Annotated in this window: 16 protein-coding genes; 2 read left to right on the top strand and 14 right to left on the bottom strand. The window is 28.3% G+C overall.

The window, feature by feature from the left end; all coding sequences use genetic code 11:
- Nucleotides 1-31 precede the first annotated feature (31 nt).
- From gshAB to QP548_RS03065, 12 genes are all read right to left on the bottom strand, one after another.
- Nucleotides 32-2,368, bottom strand: coding sequence for a bifunctional glutamate--cysteine ligase GshA/glutathione synthetase GshB (gshAB, locus tag QP548_RS03120; RefSeq protein WP_061428693.1), 2,337 nt, complete (start codon nt 2,366-2,368; stop codon nt 32-34).
- 394 nt (nt 2,369-2,762) lie between these two features.
- Complete coding sequence (locus tag QP548_RS03115; RefSeq protein WP_061428695.1) at nt 2,763-3,680, bottom strand: patatin-like phospholipase family protein; 918 nt, start codon at nt 3,678-3,680, stop codon at nt 2,763-2,765.
- Between the two features lie 147 nt (nt 3,681-3,827).
- Nucleotides 3,828-5,117 carry an NCS2 family permease gene (locus QP548_RS03110; protein ID WP_061428697.1) on the bottom strand — a complete coding sequence of 430 codons (1,290 nt, stop codon included), beginning with the start codon at nt 5,115-5,117 and terminating at the stop codon, nt 3,828-3,830.
- 251 nt (nt 5,118-5,368) lie between these two features.
- Nucleotides 5,369-5,737, bottom strand: coding sequence for a CoA-binding protein (locus tag QP548_RS03105; RefSeq protein ID WP_061428699.1), 369 nt, complete (start codon nt 5,735-5,737; stop codon nt 5,369-5,371).
- Between the two features lie 210 nt (nt 5,738-5,947).
- Nucleotides 5,948-6,901 (bottom strand): ABC transporter permease, encoded by a 954-nt coding sequence (locus QP548_RS03100; protein WP_061428701.1) that lies wholly within the window; start codon nt 6,899-6,901, stop codon nt 5,948-5,950.
- Nucleotides 6,901-7,998, bottom strand: coding sequence for an ABC transporter permease (locus tag QP548_RS03095; RefSeq protein WP_061428702.1), 1,098 nt, complete (start codon nt 7,996-7,998; stop codon nt 6,901-6,903). Before QP548_RS03095 ends, QP548_RS03100 begins: the two co-directional genes overlap by 1 nt.
- Nucleotides 7,988-9,523 carry an ABC transporter ATP-binding protein gene (locus QP548_RS03090; protein ID WP_061428703.1) on the bottom strand — a complete coding sequence of 512 codons (1,536 nt, stop codon included), beginning with the start codon at nt 9,521-9,523 and terminating at the stop codon, nt 7,988-7,990. The genes QP548_RS03095 and QP548_RS03090 overlap by 11 nt, the downstream gene beginning before the upstream one ends.
- Before the next feature lie 149 nt (nt 9,524-9,672).
- Entirely contained in the window at nt 9,673-10,782 is a 1,110-nt protein-coding gene (locus tag QP548_RS03085) for a BMP family lipoprotein (protein WP_061428704.1), read from the bottom strand.
- Nucleotides 10,783-11,382: 600 nt separating this feature from the next.
- On the bottom strand, nt 11,383-12,204 hold the full coding sequence (locus tag QP548_RS03080) for an alpha/beta hydrolase (protein ID WP_061428705.1): 822 nt from the start codon (nt 12,202-12,204) through the stop codon (nt 11,383-11,385).
- Nucleotides 12,205-12,461: 257 nt separating this feature from the next.
- A complete protein-coding gene (locus QP548_RS03075) occupies nt 12,462-13,292 on the bottom strand; it encodes an energy-coupling factor transporter transmembrane component T family protein (RefSeq protein WP_081109956.1) in 831 nt (276 codons plus the stop codon).
- A complete protein-coding gene (locus tag QP548_RS03070; protein WP_061428706.1) occupies nt 13,292-14,998 on the bottom strand; it encodes an ABC transporter ATP-binding protein in 1,707 nt (568 codons plus the stop codon). The genes QP548_RS03075 and QP548_RS03070 overlap by 1 nt, the downstream gene beginning before the upstream one ends.
- 144 nt (nt 14,999-15,142) lie before the next feature.
- Complete coding sequence (locus QP548_RS03065; RefSeq protein ID WP_061428707.1) at nt 15,143-15,700, bottom strand: ECF-type riboflavin transporter substrate-binding protein; 558 nt, start codon at nt 15,698-15,700, stop codon at nt 15,143-15,145.
- 219 nt (nt 15,701-15,919) lie between these two features.
- Here QP548_RS03065 and QP548_RS03060 point away from each other — a divergent pair, with 219 nt between their 5' ends.
- Together QP548_RS03060 and QP548_RS03055 are read left to right on the top strand one after the other, a co-directional pair.
- Nucleotides 15,920-16,384, top strand: coding sequence for a rhodanese-like domain-containing protein (locus QP548_RS03060; protein WP_061428708.1), 465 nt, complete (start codon nt 15,920-15,922; stop codon nt 16,382-16,384).
- A 77-nt stretch (nt 16,385-16,461) separates the two neighbouring features.
- Nucleotides 16,462-17,682, top strand: coding sequence for an IS256 family transposase (locus QP548_RS03055; RefSeq protein WP_061428709.1), 1,221 nt, complete (start codon nt 16,462-16,464; stop codon nt 17,680-17,682).
- Nucleotides 17,683-17,884: 202 nt separating this feature from the next.
- On the opposite strand, the gene QP548_RS03050 is transcribed toward QP548_RS03055, so the two are convergent.
- The gene (locus QP548_RS03050; RefSeq protein WP_061428710.1) at nt 17,885-18,208 is read right to left on the bottom strand and encodes a hypothetical protein; all 324 of its coding nucleotides are present in this window, start codon (nt 18,206-18,208) and stop codon (nt 17,885-17,887) included.
- Nucleotides 18,209-18,352: 144 nt separating this feature from the next.
- Nucleotides 18,353-21,544 carry a type I pullulanase gene (pulA, locus tag QP548_RS03045; RefSeq protein ID WP_061428711.1) on the bottom strand — a complete coding sequence of 1,064 codons (3,192 nt, stop codon included), beginning with the start codon at nt 21,542-21,544 and terminating at the stop codon, nt 18,353-18,355.
- Nucleotides 21,545-21,609: the final 65 nt, after the last annotated feature.

Genomic DNA, 21,609 nt, shown 5'->3' with positions numbered 1-21,609 from the left:
TTATCTTAATTCTACAAGTTTTATATCTAATTTAATTAAACAATAAATCTAATATCTTTTCACCAGCTTTTCTATTCTCTCCTTTATAAGGGAAACAATGAATATGTATTGCTGGGTTAAAATTCAATTCTATTATGCCATGATTTTTTTCTTTTGTCTCTTCCTCTATATTATCTATTACCATATCTACTCCGCATATAAGGGCTTTAACAGCCTTAGCAGACTTTAATGCCACCTCTTTATAACTAGGATGTATTTTGTCAGTAAAGTCTATGCTGTCTCCTCCTGTGCTTATATTAGAGTTTTCTCTTAAATAGATTTTTTCTCCATTTTTAGGGATATACTTAAAGCTTAGTCCTTGATTTTTCAAAAACATTTCTTCTATCTCTCCTAATTTTATTTTTTCTAAAGGAGTCTTATATCCCTTTCCTCTTAATGGATCTTTATTCTTTTCAGAAACAAGTTCTTCTATGGTACTTTCTCCATTACCAATTACATTGGCAGGTTCTCTATGAAGTATTCCTACTACCTCTTCCCCTATTACAAGAAATCTATATTCCTTTCCTGTCATAAACTCTTCTATAAGGATTGAACTATCCTCTCTAAAAGCTATTTCAACAGCTTTATCATAGTCTTCCCTTGAATATTCTCCAGGAAATATACTAATTCCTAAACCAAAATTAGTAGACTTAGGTTTTATAACTATTTTTTCACCCTTAAATAATCTAAAATCTTTCTTTGCCTCATCTATATTGTCATAATCTTTACCCTTAGGAACCCTTATATTATTTTCCCTAAGAATGTCCTTAGTAACTAATTTATTTTCCATTATTAAGGCAGTTATATATGAATCCTTAGAAGTTTTTGTTGCTTGTTTAACATATTCAACCTTTTCTCCATCACTAAGAGAAATAAAGTTCTCTAATCTATCCATCATATTAAACTCTATTCCTCTTTTAATAGCATCTAATATTAATATTTGTGTTGATAATTCTAAATCTTCATAACCAACTAAATTAAATTCTTTATTTTTAAAGTTATTTAAGTACTCCTTAGCTAATCTCATATGGAAATTAATATATCCCTCTTCTTTTATATCCTTAATAAGTTTTTCTGAAATTGTATCATGAGGATTATTAATTTTTTCTAATGCTCTTTTGATAACATTTTTAAATTCCTCATTATTTGAAAATAAGATCTCTACAATTTCACCCATTTCACTTAGTATTTCTCTTCCTTTGTCTTTTAATAAAACAGGAACTCCATTTTCATATATAACAGCCTCTTCATTTCTACCCTTTAAAGCAATCATATCATGATTTTTGAAAAATTCTTCTTGATCTTTATATGTTATTTCCTTGTTCTCTTTTAATAAAGTATAAATCATAAATAAGTGCACTAGATAAAGTGTTTCTTTACTCACTCCTTGAATACTTAAAGGATCTAAGTCTAAAAGTCTTACCTCTAAGTAATCAATCCCCTTATTAAGCAAGCTTTCAAGCATATCTTCGCTTCCTAATGATTTTAACCTTATAGGATTATAATATTCTTTTATACTTTGTATTTCCTTATCATTAACTAAATTCTTTATGTCACTAGCATATTCTTCTATACTATTATATGAAACATAATAGTCCCTTTTATTTTTATATCCATAAGAACTATTTCTTAAAGAAGTATCATCTTTTATATAATAAGAATCCTCTCCTAATTTTTCACCCTCTTTTTTAATCTCATCTATATAACTTTCATGGAAAACAGGACTTGCTCCAGTTAAGTATATTAATAACCAATGATATTTTTGAAAGTTTCTAGCCATTCTAAGGTAAATATCATCTTTAAATTCTCTAAAATCCTTTTCCACTTTAAGCTCTTTATAAAGTAACTTAATAAATTCCTCTTTAAATGAAAAATTATAATGTATTCCACTTATTACTTGTTTCTTTTTGCCGTATTTATAACTAAGATTTTCTCTATATAATTCATCTGTCCTATTAGAAAGCTTAGCAATTGGAATCTCATCTTCCCTTGGTAATATAGGAGGATTACTCTGTGGCCATAAAAACTCTCCATTTTTCATAATCTCTAAAGATACAACCTTATTTAAATTACATATAAAACTATAAACTTCCTCTAAAGTATTACAGACAGGTGTTACCATTTCTAACTGACTCTCAGAAAAATCTGTTTTTATATATGGATTCTTTTCTCTATCTCCAAAGGCCTTTGGATGAGGTGTTAAAGCTAAGTTTCCCCTTTCTGTAACCCTAACATTTTCTTTTTCCAAACCAAAATTAGCCTTTATAAAGTAATCTTCTAAACTTTCATCTTTTATAATCTTTAATAAACATTCATCTAAATTCACCATTTCTCTCCTCCTGGAATTCTCTTATCCATACTAACCAGTTCTATTTAACCATTTATAATAAAACATCTACTTATGTATTATTTATGAACTAACTATTTTTTCTTCAAAATTATATTAATTGATAAAAATAGTATAATACTTATTAATCACCTTAATTCTTATAGGAATTCTAGGCTTTATTATAAATATATAAGAAATTCCTTATATAGTCAAAGGGAGTATTATATATATTTCTTTCATTTTTTCAAAATTACTTTTCTTTTCTCCATATTTCTAAACACTTGAAAATCTCTATTAATTAATATATTTTATTTTTCCATTAAAAATCTTTTATTTCTTATAATAACCTTTTTCTCTAATTTTTATTTTATAAATAAAAAAACACCATAGCTTTTTAACTATAGTGTCTTTTAGAACATTTTTCTTTAAATTCCTTAAAACTATTAAACAACCTATATAATATTGGGTTTTTTTCATTCATTTCAAATTCAAAGCTAGTTTTTGCTAAACTTATTATAGGTCTCATAAGATTCATAGTATCCTCATAACCTTGCTGTGCTCTTAATCTTTTTGCATCTATATCTAAATTTAATGTTCCATTTATCATGCTATCATCTAAACTCTTAGGTACTATTTCTATTATCTGAGCATTTGGATAAAGGCTTCTATCTACAGTTCCCTCTTTAGATAAATGTACTACAATAATTAAATCACAACCTTCTCCATAAACTGGTTGAATTGGTGTATTATCCACCATTCCTCCATCTAAATATTTTTTACCATCTACCTCTGAACTATCATATATTAAAGGAAGTGATGCTGAAGCCATTATTATCTCTCTTCCTACCTCTTCATCATAATCATTAATTTTAAAATATTTAACCTTACAGTCTGGTAACTCTGTACAGGCAGCATAACAAATTTTTCCTGATTCTTTCACCTTATTTATATCTATAAATTTATTTACAACTTCATAAGCCCCATCTTTAGGAAAATCACCATTTTCTAATCTATCTGACATATGTTTTTTAACAAAATTAATACTTTTTACTCCTAAGGCTAAAGCTACCCCTTTTTTTAACAAATCCATTTTAGTCATAGGAACTAACTTCTCCATAGTAACTTCATCCCATAAGGCTTGAGCATTGTCCATATCCCCTTGAGCAAATAGGGCAGCATTAAATGCACCAATAGAAGTTCCTGATATAACTTCTATGTACTTGTCCAATTTCATTTCAACTAAAGCTTTCCAAACCCCTAGTTCATATGCACCTTTTCCTCCCCCACCTGATAAAACTAATCCAACTTTCATAATATTTCCTCCATTCATTATTAAATGAATCGTTTTATACCAATAAGATATCCATTATATTATTTTACTACATTATACAAAAAATTGATAATAAATTATATAAAAATAGACTACATGATAAAATCACATAGTCTATTTTATTAATTATTATATTAAAAATTTAAGTAAAAATACTAATCCTAAAATAACAGTAGTTAAACTTATCTCTTTTCTTTTTCCAGAGAATAATTTTAATATTATGTATGATATAACTCCAAATACTATACCATCTGATATTGAGTAAGCAAATGGCATCATGATTATTGTTAAGAAAGCTGGTATAGCTTCTGTAAAATCATGTAAGTCTATTTCTTTTATTGGTTCTATCATAAATAATCCAACTAAAACTAAAGCTGATGCTGTAACCGCTGGAGTTATAACTGCAAATAATGGAGCAAAGAATAAAGCTAAGAAGAACATAAATGCAGTTGAAACTGCTGTTAATCCAGTTCTTCCTCCTTCTGCAACCCCTGAAGCACTCTCTACAAAAGTACTTACTGTACTTGTTCCTAAACAAGCTCCTAATGTTGTACCTACTGCATCAGAAAATAAAGCTTTCTTTATGTTAGGTACTTTTCCGTCCTTATCTAACATTTTAGCCTTAGTTGCAACTCCAACTAAAGTTCCTATTGTATCAAACATATCCATGAATAATAATGTAAATAATGCTATTACCATATCTAAAGAGAATATGTTGTGGAAATCGAACTTGAAGAAAGTAGGCGCTATTGAAGGTGGCATACTAATAATCTTACTTGGTAATGGAGTTATTCCCATAGGTATTCCTATTATTGCAGTAATAATCATACCTATAAATAATGCTCCCTTAACATTTTTAGCTATTAAAACACTTGTTATTAAAAGACCTATTATTGCTAAAAGTCCTGAGCCTGAAACTATATTTCCTAAAGAAACTATAGTTCCTCCATCTGTATGTACTACGATTCCTGCACCCTCTAATCCTATTAAGGCAATAAGTAATCCTATACCTACTGATATAGCATTTTTAATTCCCTTTGGTATTGAATCTACTATTGCTTCACGTACATTAAATATAGTTAAAAGTATAAATATTATTCCTTCTAATAAAACTGCAGTTAAAGCAAATTCAAATGAATATCCCATTTGAATAACTATTGTATAAGCAAAAAATGCATTTAGTCCCATTCCTGGAGCTTGTGCAAAGGGTAACTTAGCATAAAGTCCCATTATTAAAGTTGCTATTACTGCTGATAAAGCCGTTGCTGTAAATACAGCTCCTTGATCCATTCCTGCTGCTGATAATATTGATGGATTTACTATAAGTATATAAGCCATTGTCATAAAAGTAGTTAATCCAGCAATAAATTCTGTTTTTGCATCAGTGTTATTTTCTTTAAGCTTAAAGAACTTTTCCATAATCTCACTCTTTCCTTCATTTGTTTTTCTAAATCACCTTTAATATATTATCAGATTTTTTATATTTATCAATACTTTTACGAATATTTTTGTCGAAAAAGTGAAATTAATAAGTTTTTTTGTAATTACATTTCACTTTATACGTATATTCAAGCGAACCTATCTCTTTATAGTACGTATAAAACCATATTTTTATAATTTAAATCTATTCAATAAATACTTTTTTATTAAACATGCGAACTTTTTAAATATTACTTTCTACTTAGTTCAACTAGTGCACATCCTTCTATAGCACAAATACTATTCTCCTTACAAAAATTCAAAATCTCTTCGCTTTCAGCACCTGGTTGAATCAAAACTTTATTTATTTCTAAAGCTTTAGCCTCTTTAATAAATTCTATTCCCTTAATAGGATTTATACATAAATCTATAACCTCGATGTTATAAGGAACTTCTGATAAGCTTTTAAATATGTTTTCTCCTTCTTTTAAGCTAACTCCAAAAGCGTTATATCCATTTTCTTTAAGCTTATTTAAAATTCTATATCCATACTTTTTCTCATTGCCTACATCACCAACAACACACCAATTTTTAAAATTCAAAAAATCTTTAGCTAACATAATAATTCCTCCATTTAAACTTTATTTAACTCTATTATGGCTAATTATCTTTAAAATATAAAGGATATAAATAAATTAGTTTTGTTTTTACAGCTTTACATATATAAGTTCTTCTCTTTAAATTAATGATAACTAAAAATATATTTCAAAATAAAAAAACTATCCCTGGATATAATAAAATACTATCCAGAGATAAGTTTTTAAAATTTACTATCTCTTATCCTTTTGATATGGCTCTCCAGCAGCCTTAGGCGCTTGAGATGTTTTAGAGAATACTATTAATGCTATTAAGGTAACAACATATGGGAATATCTTAAGTATTACTGGAGGTATAGCTGAAAGCGATGGTATTATTTGAGATACGTTTGCTATAGTTGTTGCAAAGCCGAAGAATAAAGTTGCTCCTAATATTCCCCATGGCTTCCATTGACCAAATATTAAAGCAGCTAAAGCTAAGAATCCAAGTCCTGCAACGCTTCCTGTAAATTCTCCACCATAAGTTACAAGTATTATAGCTCCACCAAGAGATGAAAATGCTCCTGATATCATAACTCCTATATATCTCATTTTATAAACATTTATACCTGCGGCATCAGCAGCTTGAGGATGCTCTCCACACGCTCTAAGCCTTAATCCAAAGCTTGTCTTATATAATAAGAATGTACTTATAGCAAGTATTGCAATAACTAACCATGTAGTTGCATAAGTTTTTGAAAAGAATAAATCCCCTATTATTGGTATTGAAGATAATACTGGAATATCTTTTGGTATAAAACCTTGCATAATTCTTATATTACCACTACCTGTCATATTTCTAGCTAAGAATACAGTTAAAGCTCCAGCTATCATATTTATAGCAGTACCACTTATTACCTGATCTGCATTTAAATTTATACTTGCAAAAGCATGTAATAAAGAAAATAACACGCCTACTAAAACTGCAACTCCTAAACCAATCCATAAAGGAAGTGAGCTACCTGGCATAGCCTCTTGAAGCTTTGAAACTGTAAATGCTCCAGTAAAAGATCCTACAATCATAAGACCATCAAGTCCTATATTTACTACACCACTTCTTTCAGAAAATAAAGCACCTAATGCAGTTATTAAAAGAGGTATAGTAAAGGCTATAGCATACGGAAATATTTGTTGAATTGTTCCCCACATTACTTGCTCACCACCCTTTCTTTAGTTGTTTCCTGATTGGTATTTTTATTTAATTTATCTTTCTTTCTTTTTTGAAATTTATTAAACACTCTTTCCATTATTACGCTAGTAGCTGCAAAGTATATTATTGTAGCCATTATAGTATCTGCTATTTCTGGAGGTATGCTTGTCATAGCATTCATAAATCCTTTTCCAGTGTATAAGATACCAAAGAATAAAGCTGAGAATAAAACTCCTATAGGATTACTTGCACCAAGTAAAGCTACTGCTATACCATCAAATCCTTGTGTTGGCATAACCCCTATTTGTATGCTTGTAGCGTTTCCTGTATATTGAACAACACCTGCAAGTCCTGCTAAAGCACCAGCTATCATCATTGATAATACTATGTTTCTATTTACTGAAATACCTGCATATTCTGCAGCATCTCTATTGAATCCAACAGCCTTTAATTCGTATCCTAAAACTGTTTTATTTAGTATAAACCAAATAGCAAATACGGAAACAAGTGCTATTAATATTCCCATGTTTATAAATGATCCTTGAAAGAAATCTGTAAGTGCTTGTATTCTTAAAGTAGCTGTAGCTGGAAGCTGTGCTGATTCAGTTTCTAAGAATTCTCCCTTAAAATACATAGGAACCATATAATAAACTATCCAATAAGCTATCCAGTTCATCATTATTGTTGAAACAACCTCATGAACATTAAACTTAGCTTTTAAAGCGCCTGGTATAAATGCCCACAAAGCTCCCCCAAGTATTCCAGCAAGAATCATTAATGGAATTAATACTGGAGCTGGTAATTTCACTGTTAATCCTACTGCTGTAGCAAAAAATCCTCCCATAAGCATTTGTCCTGGAGCCCCTATATTAAATAATCCAGTTCTAAAAGCAAAAGCTAATGAAAGCCCTGTTAATATAAGAGGAGTAGCTGTAGCTAAAGTATTTCCTATTCTTTCTATGTTCATAAGTCCACCTTGGAATAAGAAAGAATAACCATCTATTGGATTATGCCCCATAATAGCCATTAAAATAGCACCAGCAATAAGTCCTAATAAAATAGCCATTAAAGATATAATACACTGTTTAAACTTCATGCTTTTCTCCTCCTTTTATACCAGCCATCATAAGACCTACTTCATTTTCATTTGTTTCATCTGCATTTACAATTCCTATAAGTTCTCCGTTATTTATTATTGCAATTCTGTCTGAAACATTTAATATTTCATCTAATTCAAGAGATACTAAAAGGACAGCCTTTCCACCATCTCTTTGTTCAACAAGTCTTTTATGGATATATTCTATAGAACCTACATCAAGTCCCCTTGTAGGCTGTGCTGCTATTAGAAGTTCTGGATTTAATTCTATTTCACGTCCTATAATTGCTTTTTGCTGATTTCCTCCCGATAGAGATCTTGCTACAGACTCAGCACCTTCACCAGACCTTACATCAAATTCATCTATTATTTTTTCTGCATATTTTTTTATTTCTTTTCTATTTAATAAACCTTTATTTGAGAATGGTTTTTTATTGTATACTTCTAAAACCATATTATCTTCAATTGTATAATCTAAAACCAATCCTCTTTTATGTCTATCTTCTGGAATATGTGCAATACCTGAATTTATTCTATTTCTTATAGATTCATCAGTTATATTCTTATTTTTAAAGTTTATAGTCCCACTTTCACTTTTTCTAAGCCCTGTAATAGCTTCAATAAGTTCACTTTGACCATTACCCTCTACTCCGGCTATTCCTACTATTTCTCCTGCTCTAACATCAATAGAAAAATTCTTTAGTCCTAATACTTTCTTATTATTCTTAACTGAAAGATTTTTTATATCTAATACTACCTCACCTGGATTAGCTGGTTTCTTATCAACTTTAAATGATACTTCTCTTCCTACCATCATCTTAGCCATTTCAGCTTCGCTAGTAGTTTTTACATCTACAGTACCAATATATCTTCCTCTTCTTATAACTGTACATCTATCTGCGGCAGCCTTTATCTCTTTAAGCTTATGAGTAATAATTATTATTGATTTTCCCTCATTTATAAGATTTTTCATTATTTTTATAAGTTCATCAATTTCCTGCGGAGTTAAAACTGCTGTAGGCTCATCTAGTATAAGAACATCAGCATCTCTATAAAGCATTTTTAATATTTCAACTCTTTGTTGCATACCAACAGATATATCTTCAATCCTTGCATAAGGATCAACATTTAATCCATATTGCTTTGATAATTCTTCAATTCTCTTCGCTGCTTTATTTAAGTCCATTCCTAATCCAAATAGAATTTTAGGCTCACATCCTAAAACTATATTTTGAGTTACGGTAAAGTTTTCAACTAGTTTAAAATGCTGATGTACCATACCTATTCCAAGGTCATTGGCAACATTAGGGTTAGTAATTTTAACTTCTTTACCTTTAACTTTTATAATTCCTCTATCAGGTTGGTTCATTCCAAAAAGAATTCCCATTAAAGTAGATTTACCTGCTCCATTTTCTCCAAGCAAAGCATGTATTTCTCCTTTTCTTAGTTGCAAAGTTATGTTATCATTTGCTACTATACCTGGAAATTCTTTACGGATATTTAGCATTTCTACTACATATTCCATAAGTTCTCCTCCTTAATACTAAAAAATTCTATACCTTTAACAAATTTGATTTTTATATCATAAATTTATTTTTTCTATTATTAACTTAATATAAATAAAAGGAGAGGGAAGCCCCATCTCCTTAATAAAAACTTCCTTGAATTTTTAAATTACTTTATTAAGTCTCCTTGCTCAGCAGAAACTGTTATTTCTCCATTTTTTAACTGTTCAAATACTTTATTTACTTCAGTTATTGTTTCTTCACTTAAGTTTGGATTTTTATCAGGTAAACCTACACCATCATTTGTTACATCATATCTTAAAGTTTGTCCTCCTGGGAAACTTCCATCTAATTCTTTCTTTATCATATCGTATGAAGCGTGGTCTATTCTCTTAATAGCTGAAGTAAGTATTACAGATTTATCTCCTTCATATATACCATCATCGTATTGGTCAACGTCAACACCGATTATCCAAGCTTCTTTTCCTGAAGCAGTTCTATTTTTAGCTTCTTGTATAGCTCCTACACCAACTCCACCAGCAGCACAGAATATAGCTTTTACACCATTGTCATACATTTGAGCAGCAATTTGTCCACCAGCAGCTGAATCATCAAATGATCCTTGATATATAACATTTTTTTCTTGAAGAGACATCTTAGTACCTAATTTTTCATTAGCAAAAGCTACTCCTTGTTGGAATCCCCAGTTAAACTTTTGTACTGATGGAATTTCCATACCACCTATAAATCCTAAGTCACCTTCTTTAAGTTCTAAAGCTGTAGCAACTCCAGCCATAAATCCAGCTTGTTCTTCAGCAAAAAATATTGAAACTGTATTTGATCCTACCTCTGGTTTTGCGTCTTTTTCACCTGAGTGAGGAGCACCATCTAATAATACAAATTTAGCATCTTTATATTTTTCTTGTCCCTTATATATAGCTGTTTCAAATTTAAATCCAGGAGTTACTATAAATTTATATCCTGCATCATAAAGATTTCCTATTTCTTTTAAATAATCAGCTTCTGTTGTACCATTTGGTTTTAAGTACTTATTTTCTATTCCTAAATCAGTTTTAGCCTTTTCGATTCCTGTCCATGTTCCTTGGTTAAATGATTTATCATCTATAGTACCTGCATCGGTAGCCATTCCGACCTTCATTTTATTCCCCTTAGAACCACTATCACTCGTTGCTTGTCCATCATTTGAACCACCACATCCCGCAAGTAAAGTAGCTGTTGTAAGTACTGCTAACACAGCAGAAAGAAATTTCTTTTTCATTTAATAATCCTCCTTAATACCTATTAAAATAATTCTTATTTTAAAGCTTATGTACTAACCTTAAAGTTAAGTTAATAATAAAAATGTAATAAACTAATATTCATAAGCTATTTTAAACTTAACGTTCGAGTTTACAAGATTATATTAAACTGTGAAAGCGATGCCCTTCTATAACGTTTTTTTTATTTTAATATTTTATTTTCATTTTTATAGTAATTAGACATAATTTATTATTTTATACAAAACCCAAACTTACATTTTATGTATTTTAACCTTTTTAATCTTTTTTTGTATCTTTTTTACAGTTATTTCTTTTCGCAGATTAACACTTTATATACAAGTTATTTCAACTTTATTAATACTTAAGAAAAACACTTAGAAAGCGCTTTCACAAATTAAATATTATATCATTTAAGCTAGTTAAACATTTTTATATGTATACTTTTAATTATTAATTTTTAGTATTAGCAATTAAAACTTTATTTATTAAAATAATTACTTTAACATAAAAATATTATTAAAATAAAAGATTAATTTTAGGTTCTTAGAAAGAAAAATAAAAAAAGAGTATAGTAAAATTACTATGCTCTAAATATAAATTTAACATCTATTAATAAAACTCATTATATCTCCAGTTTTTTCATTTCCTAATCCAATAAATAAGTTTAGTAAATCTGAATGTTGATATTCATCTAATTTTAAAAACTGCCCATTGCCTTTAAATTTATTTATTTTTTCTACAAACCTTTTAGAATTTTCACAACTAACTATACAATCTTTAGAGCCATGTACACATAGTACAGGGATTTTAGGTGAATATTCAGTTACTAGATTTATTGGATTAACATCAAAAATCTGTTCTTTTCCATATAAATACCTTTTTATATACTTTTCATATTCTTTAGAATTACATTGACTAAAATCTAAGGTTCCTCCTAGTGTTATAAAAGAAGATATTATATTACTGTCTATATTGAATTTTTCTTTCATGTCTTCATTGTAAACTAAATTTGCAGCTAAATCTGCTCCTGAAGAATATCCCATAACTACTATTCTATTAAAGTTATTATTTTCTACATAATGCTTAAATGATGAAAATATATTTTCCATTTGCACTGGATATTTATGTTCTGGAGCTAACTCATAGGATGGAATTACTACAGTAAAGCCATACTTATAGAAAAACTTACCTATAGCCGCACAGCCTTTAGGGCTCCCCTTCCATAAACCTCCACTATATATAAAGAATATGGTAGGCTTTCTTTTATCATAGCCTTTATATACTCTATAGTAATCTCTTTTATTATCACCATATCTAAACTCTTTATATTCTATATTTCTATCCTTTAAGAAATTGTAGTTAAAGATTTTAAAAAACAATTTTCTCTTTAATTTTTTCTCTTCTTTCTGACTATCATACATTTATAATCTCCTTAAACTTTAAAATTACATTTAAATTTCTCAAATACAAATATACCTTATATTTATTAACAATTTCAACACTTTGTTTAAAATTTATTAATATTTATTTCATTTTCATCTTTTATTTTTCTATTACCCTAAAATAATCAACAAAGAACGCTTTTGATTGTAATAAAATAAAAGGGCTGTATCAAAAGTTATTTTGATCACGCCCTTACTTAAACTTTATATTAACTATTAAATTATATTTTTATTTACTATTTTATAAAAGGATTATAAAATCTACTTCCATTATTAAATGTAAAGTATAATGATAAAACAAATATTAATATGACTACAATAATAGCTAAGTAATCACCCTTAGAAAATTTTCTTTCATTGTACCAAGTTCTTTTTTTATTCTTTCCAAAGGCTCTAAGCTCCATTGCTGTACTTATATTTTCTATTCTATCTAAACTTGAAAAAATAAGTGGCATTAAAACTGAAGATATATTCTTTATTCTTTTTCCTAACTTTTCTTTTTTAGACATATCAATTCCTCTTGCTTGTTGAGCAAAAGATATATCATGATATTCCCTTTGAATATCTGGTATGTATCTTAAAGCTATTGATACAGAATATGATATTTTATAACTAACACCTATTTTATTTAAAGATGCAGCAAACTCACTTGGATTTGTTGCAAGTATAAATAAAAGTGCCATAGGTATAACTGATAAATATTTTAATGTAACATTAAACTCATAAAATAATTGTTCCCATGTTAGTGTGTATGGCCCAACTATATGAAATATATCATGTCTTGTTCCATATATATTAACTCCTTCATAAGGTGAAAATATAAAAATAGCTAAATCATTTAAAAATAAAAAGAATAATATAAAATAAACTATAAAAGAAACTTCTTTAAACTCTATTTTTGAGACCTTAAATATAATTAAACTAAATATAAGCATGCCAATTAATACTCTTGTATCATATGTAAGCATGGCAGCTAATGTCCAAAATATAAAACAAATAAGCTTAGTTGCTCCAGTAAGTTTATCAATAGGAGAATCCTTTTTTATATATGTAAGCATTGCATCCACTAATTTCTTGCCCCCCTGTCAAAATCAATAAATTTACAAACAAAATCCTTAGGGTCTTCCACCTTAAATTTCAAGGCTAAATCATATAATGAAGTTTCTTTTAAGCTTGCCTTTTCTATAACTTCTTTATTTGTAAGTATTTCTGCTGATGTTGTATCAGCTATTTTACGTCCATTTGAAATTACAATAGCCTTGTCTGTATATTCAAGCATTAAATGCATATCGTGAGTTATTAAAATTATTGTAACTCCCTTTTTATTAAGTTTTAGAAGAAACTCCATTATTTCATTATAATGTTTATAGTCTTGTCCTGCTGTTGGTTCATCAAGTATTATAACCTTAGGATTTAAAACTAGTATTGAAGCTATAGTAACCCTCTTTTTCTGTCCAAAACTAAGTGCAGAAACTGGCCAATTTCTATATGGATATAAACCACAGGTCTTTAGGGTTTCAAGTACTCTTTCCTTAACTTCTTTTTCATCAATTCCTCTAACTCTTAAGCCTAATGCAACCTCATCAAAGATCATTGTTTTAGATATCATTTGATTTGGATTTTGAAGAACAACTCCTATTTCTTCTCCTCTTTCCTTAATAGTCTTTCCATCTAAACTTTTTCCTTCAAATATTATATCTCCCTTTGATTCTTTGAAAAAACCACATATAAGCTTAGATACAGTTGATTTACCAGCACCATTTTTCCCAACTACACTTACTATGTCTCCCCTATTAATTTTAAAATTAATATCACTTAATATATCTTTTTTCTTATCGTAAGAAAAAGATACATTTTTAAATTCTAATAGGGTGTCTTCTTCTCTTTCTTTCTTATTAAAATTTAAACTTTTATACCAATTTTTTAATTTCTCGCCCTCATCACTAAGCTTTAACTTATCTATATGTTCAAGGTTCATTTCTTTATTTAATTCATATCCACTGTATTTAAGTGCTGTTATGTATAAAGGTTCTCTTATTCCACACTCTTTTAATTTATTAGAAGCTAAGATTTCATTTGGAGTTGTATCAGCAATAATTTCTCCTTCATTCATAAGTATTATTCTGTCTACATCACAATTTAAAACTTCTTCTAATCTATGTTCTATTATTATTACTGTCTTTTTTTCTTCCTTTTGTATTTTATCTATAAGTTCTATAGAAGCTTTTCCTGCTGCTGGATCTAAGCTTGCTAAAGGTTCATCAAAAAGAAGTATATCCACATCATCAACAATAGTTCCAGCTAAGGTTACCCTCTGCTTTTGTCCTCCTGAAAGACTATATGGAGCTAAGTCTAATCTATTTTCTATATCAACTATTTTTGATACATAATTAACTTTTTTCTTCATCTCTTCTTGAGATACACAGTTATTTTCTAATTTAAAAGCTATATCTTCAGCCACAGTTAATCCTATAAATTGACTATCTGGATCTTGAAGTACAGTTCCTACCATTTTAGATATTTCAAAAACACTTAAATCTTTAGTTTCTTTTCCCTTTATTTTAAGACTTCCTGAAATTTCAATATCAGTTGAAAATGGTATTAATCCATTTATACAGTTAGCTAATGTACTTTTTCCTGACCCTGAAGGACCAGCTATAAGAACTTTTTCTCCTTCATATATAGTTAAATTTATGTTATTTAAAGTTGGCTTTGATTGAACTGTATAATGAGCAGTAAAATCTTTAAACTCTATTATTGCTTTTCTTTCCATATCAATTTCCTTTCAAATAATCATTTTAAGTTAAGGAATTGTATATATTATTTTTTAACTCTATATTTAAGTTTTATACATCTCCTAAATTAAACTTCAAAAAAAGGTTGTCTGAAAATATCTTTCCCACAACCTCATATACTTCTAATATTCTTTTCTTAAGCTACCTTTTTGTATTCTTGTTTTAGCATAATTAGCTATTAAAATAGTTCCTAAAACTCCAACAGTAACCATATTAGAAATTCCACCAATTCCCCCTTGTAGATAAACCTTATTTGCAGGTTCAGAGTAAATTAATATATCTAAAGTTGGTGCTACTAAAAACCACGCCACTCCATTGGCAATTATCTGTATTAAATTAAACATAAGTATTTGCTTTAACTTAAATACTCCTTGATTAATTTTTATAAATCTAGCTCCAAATCCAATTATTAATCCTACTATACCTGAAGCAAAAACCCAACTTATCCAAGGTGATCCAAAGAATATTATATCTTTTAAAGCATGTCCTATGAATCCTATTAAAAAACCAGCTAAAGGACCATATAACAATGCCATTAAAGCTAAAAACGCATATGCTGTTTCTATGTTTGTATTAGGAATTCCTGTAGGCAAAGAACCAAATCTACCTAATATCATAAAAACTGCTGAGCCAATTCCTATAGCTACAATTGTTTTAATTGATAGTTTATTTTTTTTCATTGTTAATCTCCATTTTAGAAAAATCTATCTCTATATAATAAAATATTTTTTAATATATATTATTTTAAACATAATTTCACACAGTTAACTATAAAGATTATTAAAGTAATTGTCAATAACCTTAAGCTGAGCCCTTAAATATTAACATTTTCTTAATTGCCTTATTATGTAATAATATGTTAAATTCTATTTATATGTTTGAAGATAGGGAGGATATTTATGAAAAGAATATCATTATTATTACTTAGTTTGACTTTAACAACTAGCTTATTTATAGGATGTGGTAATAATAGTACTGAAAAAAAGGATACTAATACTGGAACTAATACACAAACAAGTTCTGAATCATCAAGTGAAGCGCCAGCTGAAGCAGTTGCAAAAGATATCTCAATAGAAGAATCTAAAAAACTTATAAATGAAGGGGAAGTTACTCTAATCTTAGATGTTAGAAATGAAGATGAATTTGCTGAAGGACATTTAAAAAATGCAATTCAAATTCCAGTTAATGAACTTAAAGAAAACCTAAGTGACATAGAAAAGTTTAAAGATGAATTAGTTTTAGTTTACTGTAGAAGTGGAAAGAGAAGTGCTGAAGCTATGGATATCTTAAAGGAAAATGGGTTTAAAAATCTTGTTCACATGAAAGATGGAATATCTAAATGGGATGGAGAAGTTGAAAAATAATCGAGAGTGTAAAATAGTCTGTGTAAACTACTAAAATGATATAATTAAGTATCATACAAAAGGAGGGTGCACAGACTATGTCTTATTCCGAAAAAGAATTGATAAAACAACTTGCCAAAAATCCTAACATAAAGACTGCTGAAGATGCTCAAAATGCCATTAAAAGTTTATTCGGTGATTTAATTCAACAAATGCTTGAAGCAGAAATGGAAGAATATTTAGGATATTCAAAATATGATTATATAAATAAAAATACTACTAATTCTCGTAATGGAAAAAGTAAGAAAACTGTTAAATCTGATTTAGGATTATTTGATTTAGATATCCCAAGAGATCGTGAGGGTTCTTTCGAACCACAAATCGTAAAGAAACATCAAACTGATATATCTAGACTAGAAAGTTCAATAATAGGTATGTATGCGAAAGGCATGTCTACACGAGATATAGCAACTCAAGTTAATGAAATGTATGGCATGGATGTTTCTCCTACTCTAATCTCAAATATAACTGATAAAATAATACCTTCTATAAAAGAATGGCAATGTAGACCATTAGAAAGTATATATCCCATCGTTTTTATGGATGCTATTCATTTTAAAGTTAAAAAAGATAATTCTATAGTTAATAAGGCTGCTTATGCTGCTATCGGTGTAAATATTGAAGGTAAGAAAGATGTTTTAGGTATTTGGATTGGTGCTGCTGAATCTTCAAAGTACTGGTTACTTGTTTTAAATGAATTGAAAAACAGGGGAGTTAAAGATATTCTTATAGCTTGTATAGATGGATTAAATGGCTTTAAAGAAGCTATAAAAGCCGTATATCCGAATACTGAGGTACAACGTTGCATTATTCACCAAATTAGAAATTCTAGTCGTTATTTATCATATAAAGATATTAAAGAGTTTAATGCTGATTTAAAACTAGTATATACTGCTGTAAATGAAGATGCTGCACTTCAAGCTTTAACTTCTCTTGAGGAGAAATGGGGAGATAAATATTTACTTGCTATAAAATCTTGGAGAAACAATTGGGAGGAACTATCTACATTCTTTAAATATCCACCGGAGATACGAAGAATAATATATACAACTAATGCTATGGAAGGCTACAACAGACAATTAAGAAAAGTTACTAAAACTAAAACATCTTTTCCTACAGATGAAGCTTTGCTTAAAATACTTTATCTTGCAACAATAGATATAACAAAAAAATGGGTTCAATCTATTAGGGGATGGTCTCAAATCTTAGCACAACTTTCAATTTATTTCGACGAGCGTCTTGACAACCATTTATATTAAAAAATTTAATATAATAGCTATATTTTTTGTATAATTTATATTCAATATAATTACATAAAAAGAAAATTAAGGTTTAAATAAATCAATATCTAAACCTTAATAATTTTCAATATATTTTTTAGATAGTTTACACAAAATTATTGACATTATCAAATAATCTTTTAATAATAAAGAGAAATACTTTTTGAAGTATTTCTCTTTATTATTTTTTATTTCTTTTTTCTTTTATAACCTCATTAATATTTCTTTTTATTTCATAACTTTTACTATCTTTTTTTAAAGTTTTTAATTCATCATAATCAAGTCCCTGAAACATTCTATTCATTCTCCAGAAGAAATCAGTTCTTTTTTGTTCTAATAAGTAATTTATATTATTCATCTTCCTTAATTTTTCTAAATTGTCCTCTTTATAGGTCTTCAATTCATTTTCAGTATATATTTTTATTAATCCTAATATATACTCATGATAATCCCTATAAGCTAGACTTTTCTCACATATATTTAAAATACTTAAAATTCTACTCATCTCTTACTCCTTTTTAATAATCCTATATATTCTTTCTAACTTTAATATATTACTTATTTTTTTATTTGTTACCTTAATTTAAAAGCAAAAAAGACCACATAGATATATTCTATGTAGTCTTTTAAAAATTATTTATCTTTTTTATTAATCATAAAGGATCATCATAGAATGAGATTTTATTTTAGGAATTTCATCCTCACTCACTCTTTCTATACCCAACTGATTTACAACCCCATTTTTAACTGCAATATTCCAAAAGCCATTACTTGATTTAGGCATAGAAGAAATTACATTATAATCATCAATGGTAGTTCCATTATATATTACCACTATATCTTTCCATAAATCTTCATTAGCATTATTTTTATAGTGAGCTATTATTACTCCGCTAGTATCATTATTGTCATAAAAATAAACTTCTAAATTTTTTATTATATCCTCTGGGTTTTTCATTCTAAAAGCACTGTGATTTTTTCTTAAACTTATTAAATCTTTATAATAATTAAAAACATCAATATACTTTTCTTTCTCTGCCCAATTTAAAGCATTTATACTGTCTGGACTCTTATAGCTATTATGATCTCCATCTTTAGATCTTAAAATTTCAGCTCCAGATTGAATAAAGGGAATTCCTTGAGAAGTAAATAATATAGAAGCTCCTAGTAAATCTTCCTTAACATAAAAATTATCTAATATATTTTTTTCATTAAAATCTCTATAATGTCCCTTTTCCACACTGTGATTTTGACTTTTTACTATTTGATCCCATAGGGTATAGTTATCATGTGCTTCTAAATAATTTATACTTTCCATAGGTTTATAGGTTATTGAATTTATGGATCCCTTAATTCCTTCTATAACTTGCCAAGCTTTATTTTTATTGTGCTGTTCTCCATTTATAAATCCATTAGATGGGTCATTATTTCCTCTTAGAGCATTTCTAAAATCATCATTAAATATGGAAAATCCAAGACCTTTTTGACTTCCCTTGTAAGTTCCATTACTTAAAGGAGAATCTCCACCTTTCCAAGGCTCCCCATAAATAAGTATTTTTTCATCAATCTCTTCACTTCTTTTTACTATTTCCTTCATAGTATCTAAATCTATAAGCTCCATTAAGTCAAATCTTAATCCATCTATATGATAATTTTTAATCCAATGTAATATGGAATCTAAAATAAATTTCCTAACCATAGGCTTTTCAGAGGCCATTTCATTTCCACAGCCAGATCCATTTGTATATTTTCCCAATTTATCACTTCTAAAGTAATATGAAGGAACTATATTATCCATGTTTAAAGTTTCATACATATGATTATAAACCATATCTAATACAACTCTTATTCCATTATCATGAAACCTTTTTATCATCTCTCTAAACTCTATTATTCTTCTTGAAGGTTTATATGGGTCTGTTGAATAACTTCCTTCTATGGCATTAAAGTTTTTAGGATCATATCCCCAGTTTCTATTATTTTCATCATTGCTTATTTCTTCATTAACAGAAGCAAAATCAAAGACTGGAAGCAAGTGAACATGGGTTATCCCTAATTCCTTTAAATGATCTAATCCTGTCTTAACCTTATTTCCATTTTCTTTATTAATATAGAAAGTTCCCTCTTCAACTGCCCCTAAAAATTTTCCTCTTAAGCTTTCAGAAACTCCTGAATTTTCATTTATGGTAAAATCTCTAATATGCATCTCATAAATTATTGAGTCTTCTTTATTTATTAACTTAGGTTTATTATATTTATTCCATCCTTCTGGTACACACTCTTTACTAAATAAATCTACTAAAGCTCCCTTTTCTCCATTTACTCCTACTGAAACAGCATAGGGATCTACAGCATAGGTCATCTTATTTACATGTTTACCTTCTTTGCTTAAATCATTAAAGTATAATCTATATAAATAATATTTACCCTCATTTTCTTTTCTTGGTACTTTAATTAAATGAGTTCCATTTCCTTTTTCCCTATTCATATCATATTTTCTTAAAGGATTTTCCCTTAGAGATTTATAATCTTCATATATTAATAATTCTACTTTTTTAGCAGTAGGTGCCCACAACCTTAAGCTTATATTTTCTTCACTAAATCTTACCCCTAGGTCATTTCCTCCATAATAATAATCATTTAAATAATCTCTTACTATTACTTTGCAACTTGAAAACATACTAGAAGCTCTTACTTCTAATAAATCTGATGGATCTATATCACTTGGAAGATTAGTGATTAAAACTTCTTTTTCATTTTCTCTAACTAGGGTTGAAACTCCCTTAGCCTTTATTCCGTTTATATACAATCCATACTTAACTCCAATTAAAGGCTTATGAGAAAGATATGCTTTTATAGTATTTTTATGATCCATTAAGGCAACTTGTATTTTAGGGGTAGTTTCTTCTATGGCAGTCTTTAAAGAAGTTAATATCTTATTGTTTTCATATATGCAAAATAAATTTCTATCTTTCTTACCTAAATAAAAAGTATATGTCTGCTCATTCCAATCATTTACCCAGTTACATCCCCAAGTTCTCTTTCTTACTATAAATTTCTCTTCATCTACAAAAGTTCCTACACCTAAATCTGTTTTAATATTTAAATTAAATTCTTTACCTGAGCTATTTTCTCCAAAGCCCCAAATATTCCAGCTGAAATTTTCTCCATAATATAATCCATCATTCTTTAAAAATTGTACAAAAGTCCCTTTTTCCCCTTCTTCTCTAACCTCAATTTCCTTATAAGCTGTCATGTCATTTAAAGAATCATAGGCCTTTACTATAATTTTAGTGCCAGGGGCTACTTCCTCATTGATCTTTAAAAAACCATTTTCTAAAGTTACTCCCTTTAAAGAGTTCTCTATGGAAAGAACCGCTTCTTCAATGGTTATATTTCCATAAAATGAATTTTTAACAGCTATTAATTCAACTGGGTATCTAGTAGATATAAAATCTCTTGAACTTTTTACTTCTAAGGATTCTTCAAAGGGCTCCCAAAGGAAATAAAAATCATTTTTCTCTTCATTTAAGTTATCTACATATATTTCTTTTCCATCTAGAGTAATAATTATATATCCATACTTATATTCCCCCTTCTTTAGTCCGCAAGGAAAGGTAATATCTTTAATCATTTTTACTCTACCATCATTAGTATCCAAGCCCCAATTAAGCTTAAAATTTTCGCTTTTTTCCCAATTATTAAAATCTCCAACTAAATAAGCCTCAATTGCCCCCTTACAACATAAGGTTGCTCTTATGGTATTAGTTAAAGGACTAATCTCTATGTAGTATTCATTATCATCATAACAAACAAGTTTTCTTTTTACAGAATTAAACATATAAAATGCTCCTCTATTAATTATTTATGTAATAAAAGCTACTATTTATCCAAAGTAAAATAATA

The organism is Clostridium sp. UMB9555A (genome assembly GCF_030222355.1).
GTDB lineage: Bacteria > Bacillota > Clostridia > Clostridiales > Clostridiaceae > Sarcina > Sarcina perfringens.
The sequence above is the reverse complement of the archived record's forward strand: the minus strand, read 5'-3'. Positions and strand labels throughout refer to the sequence as shown.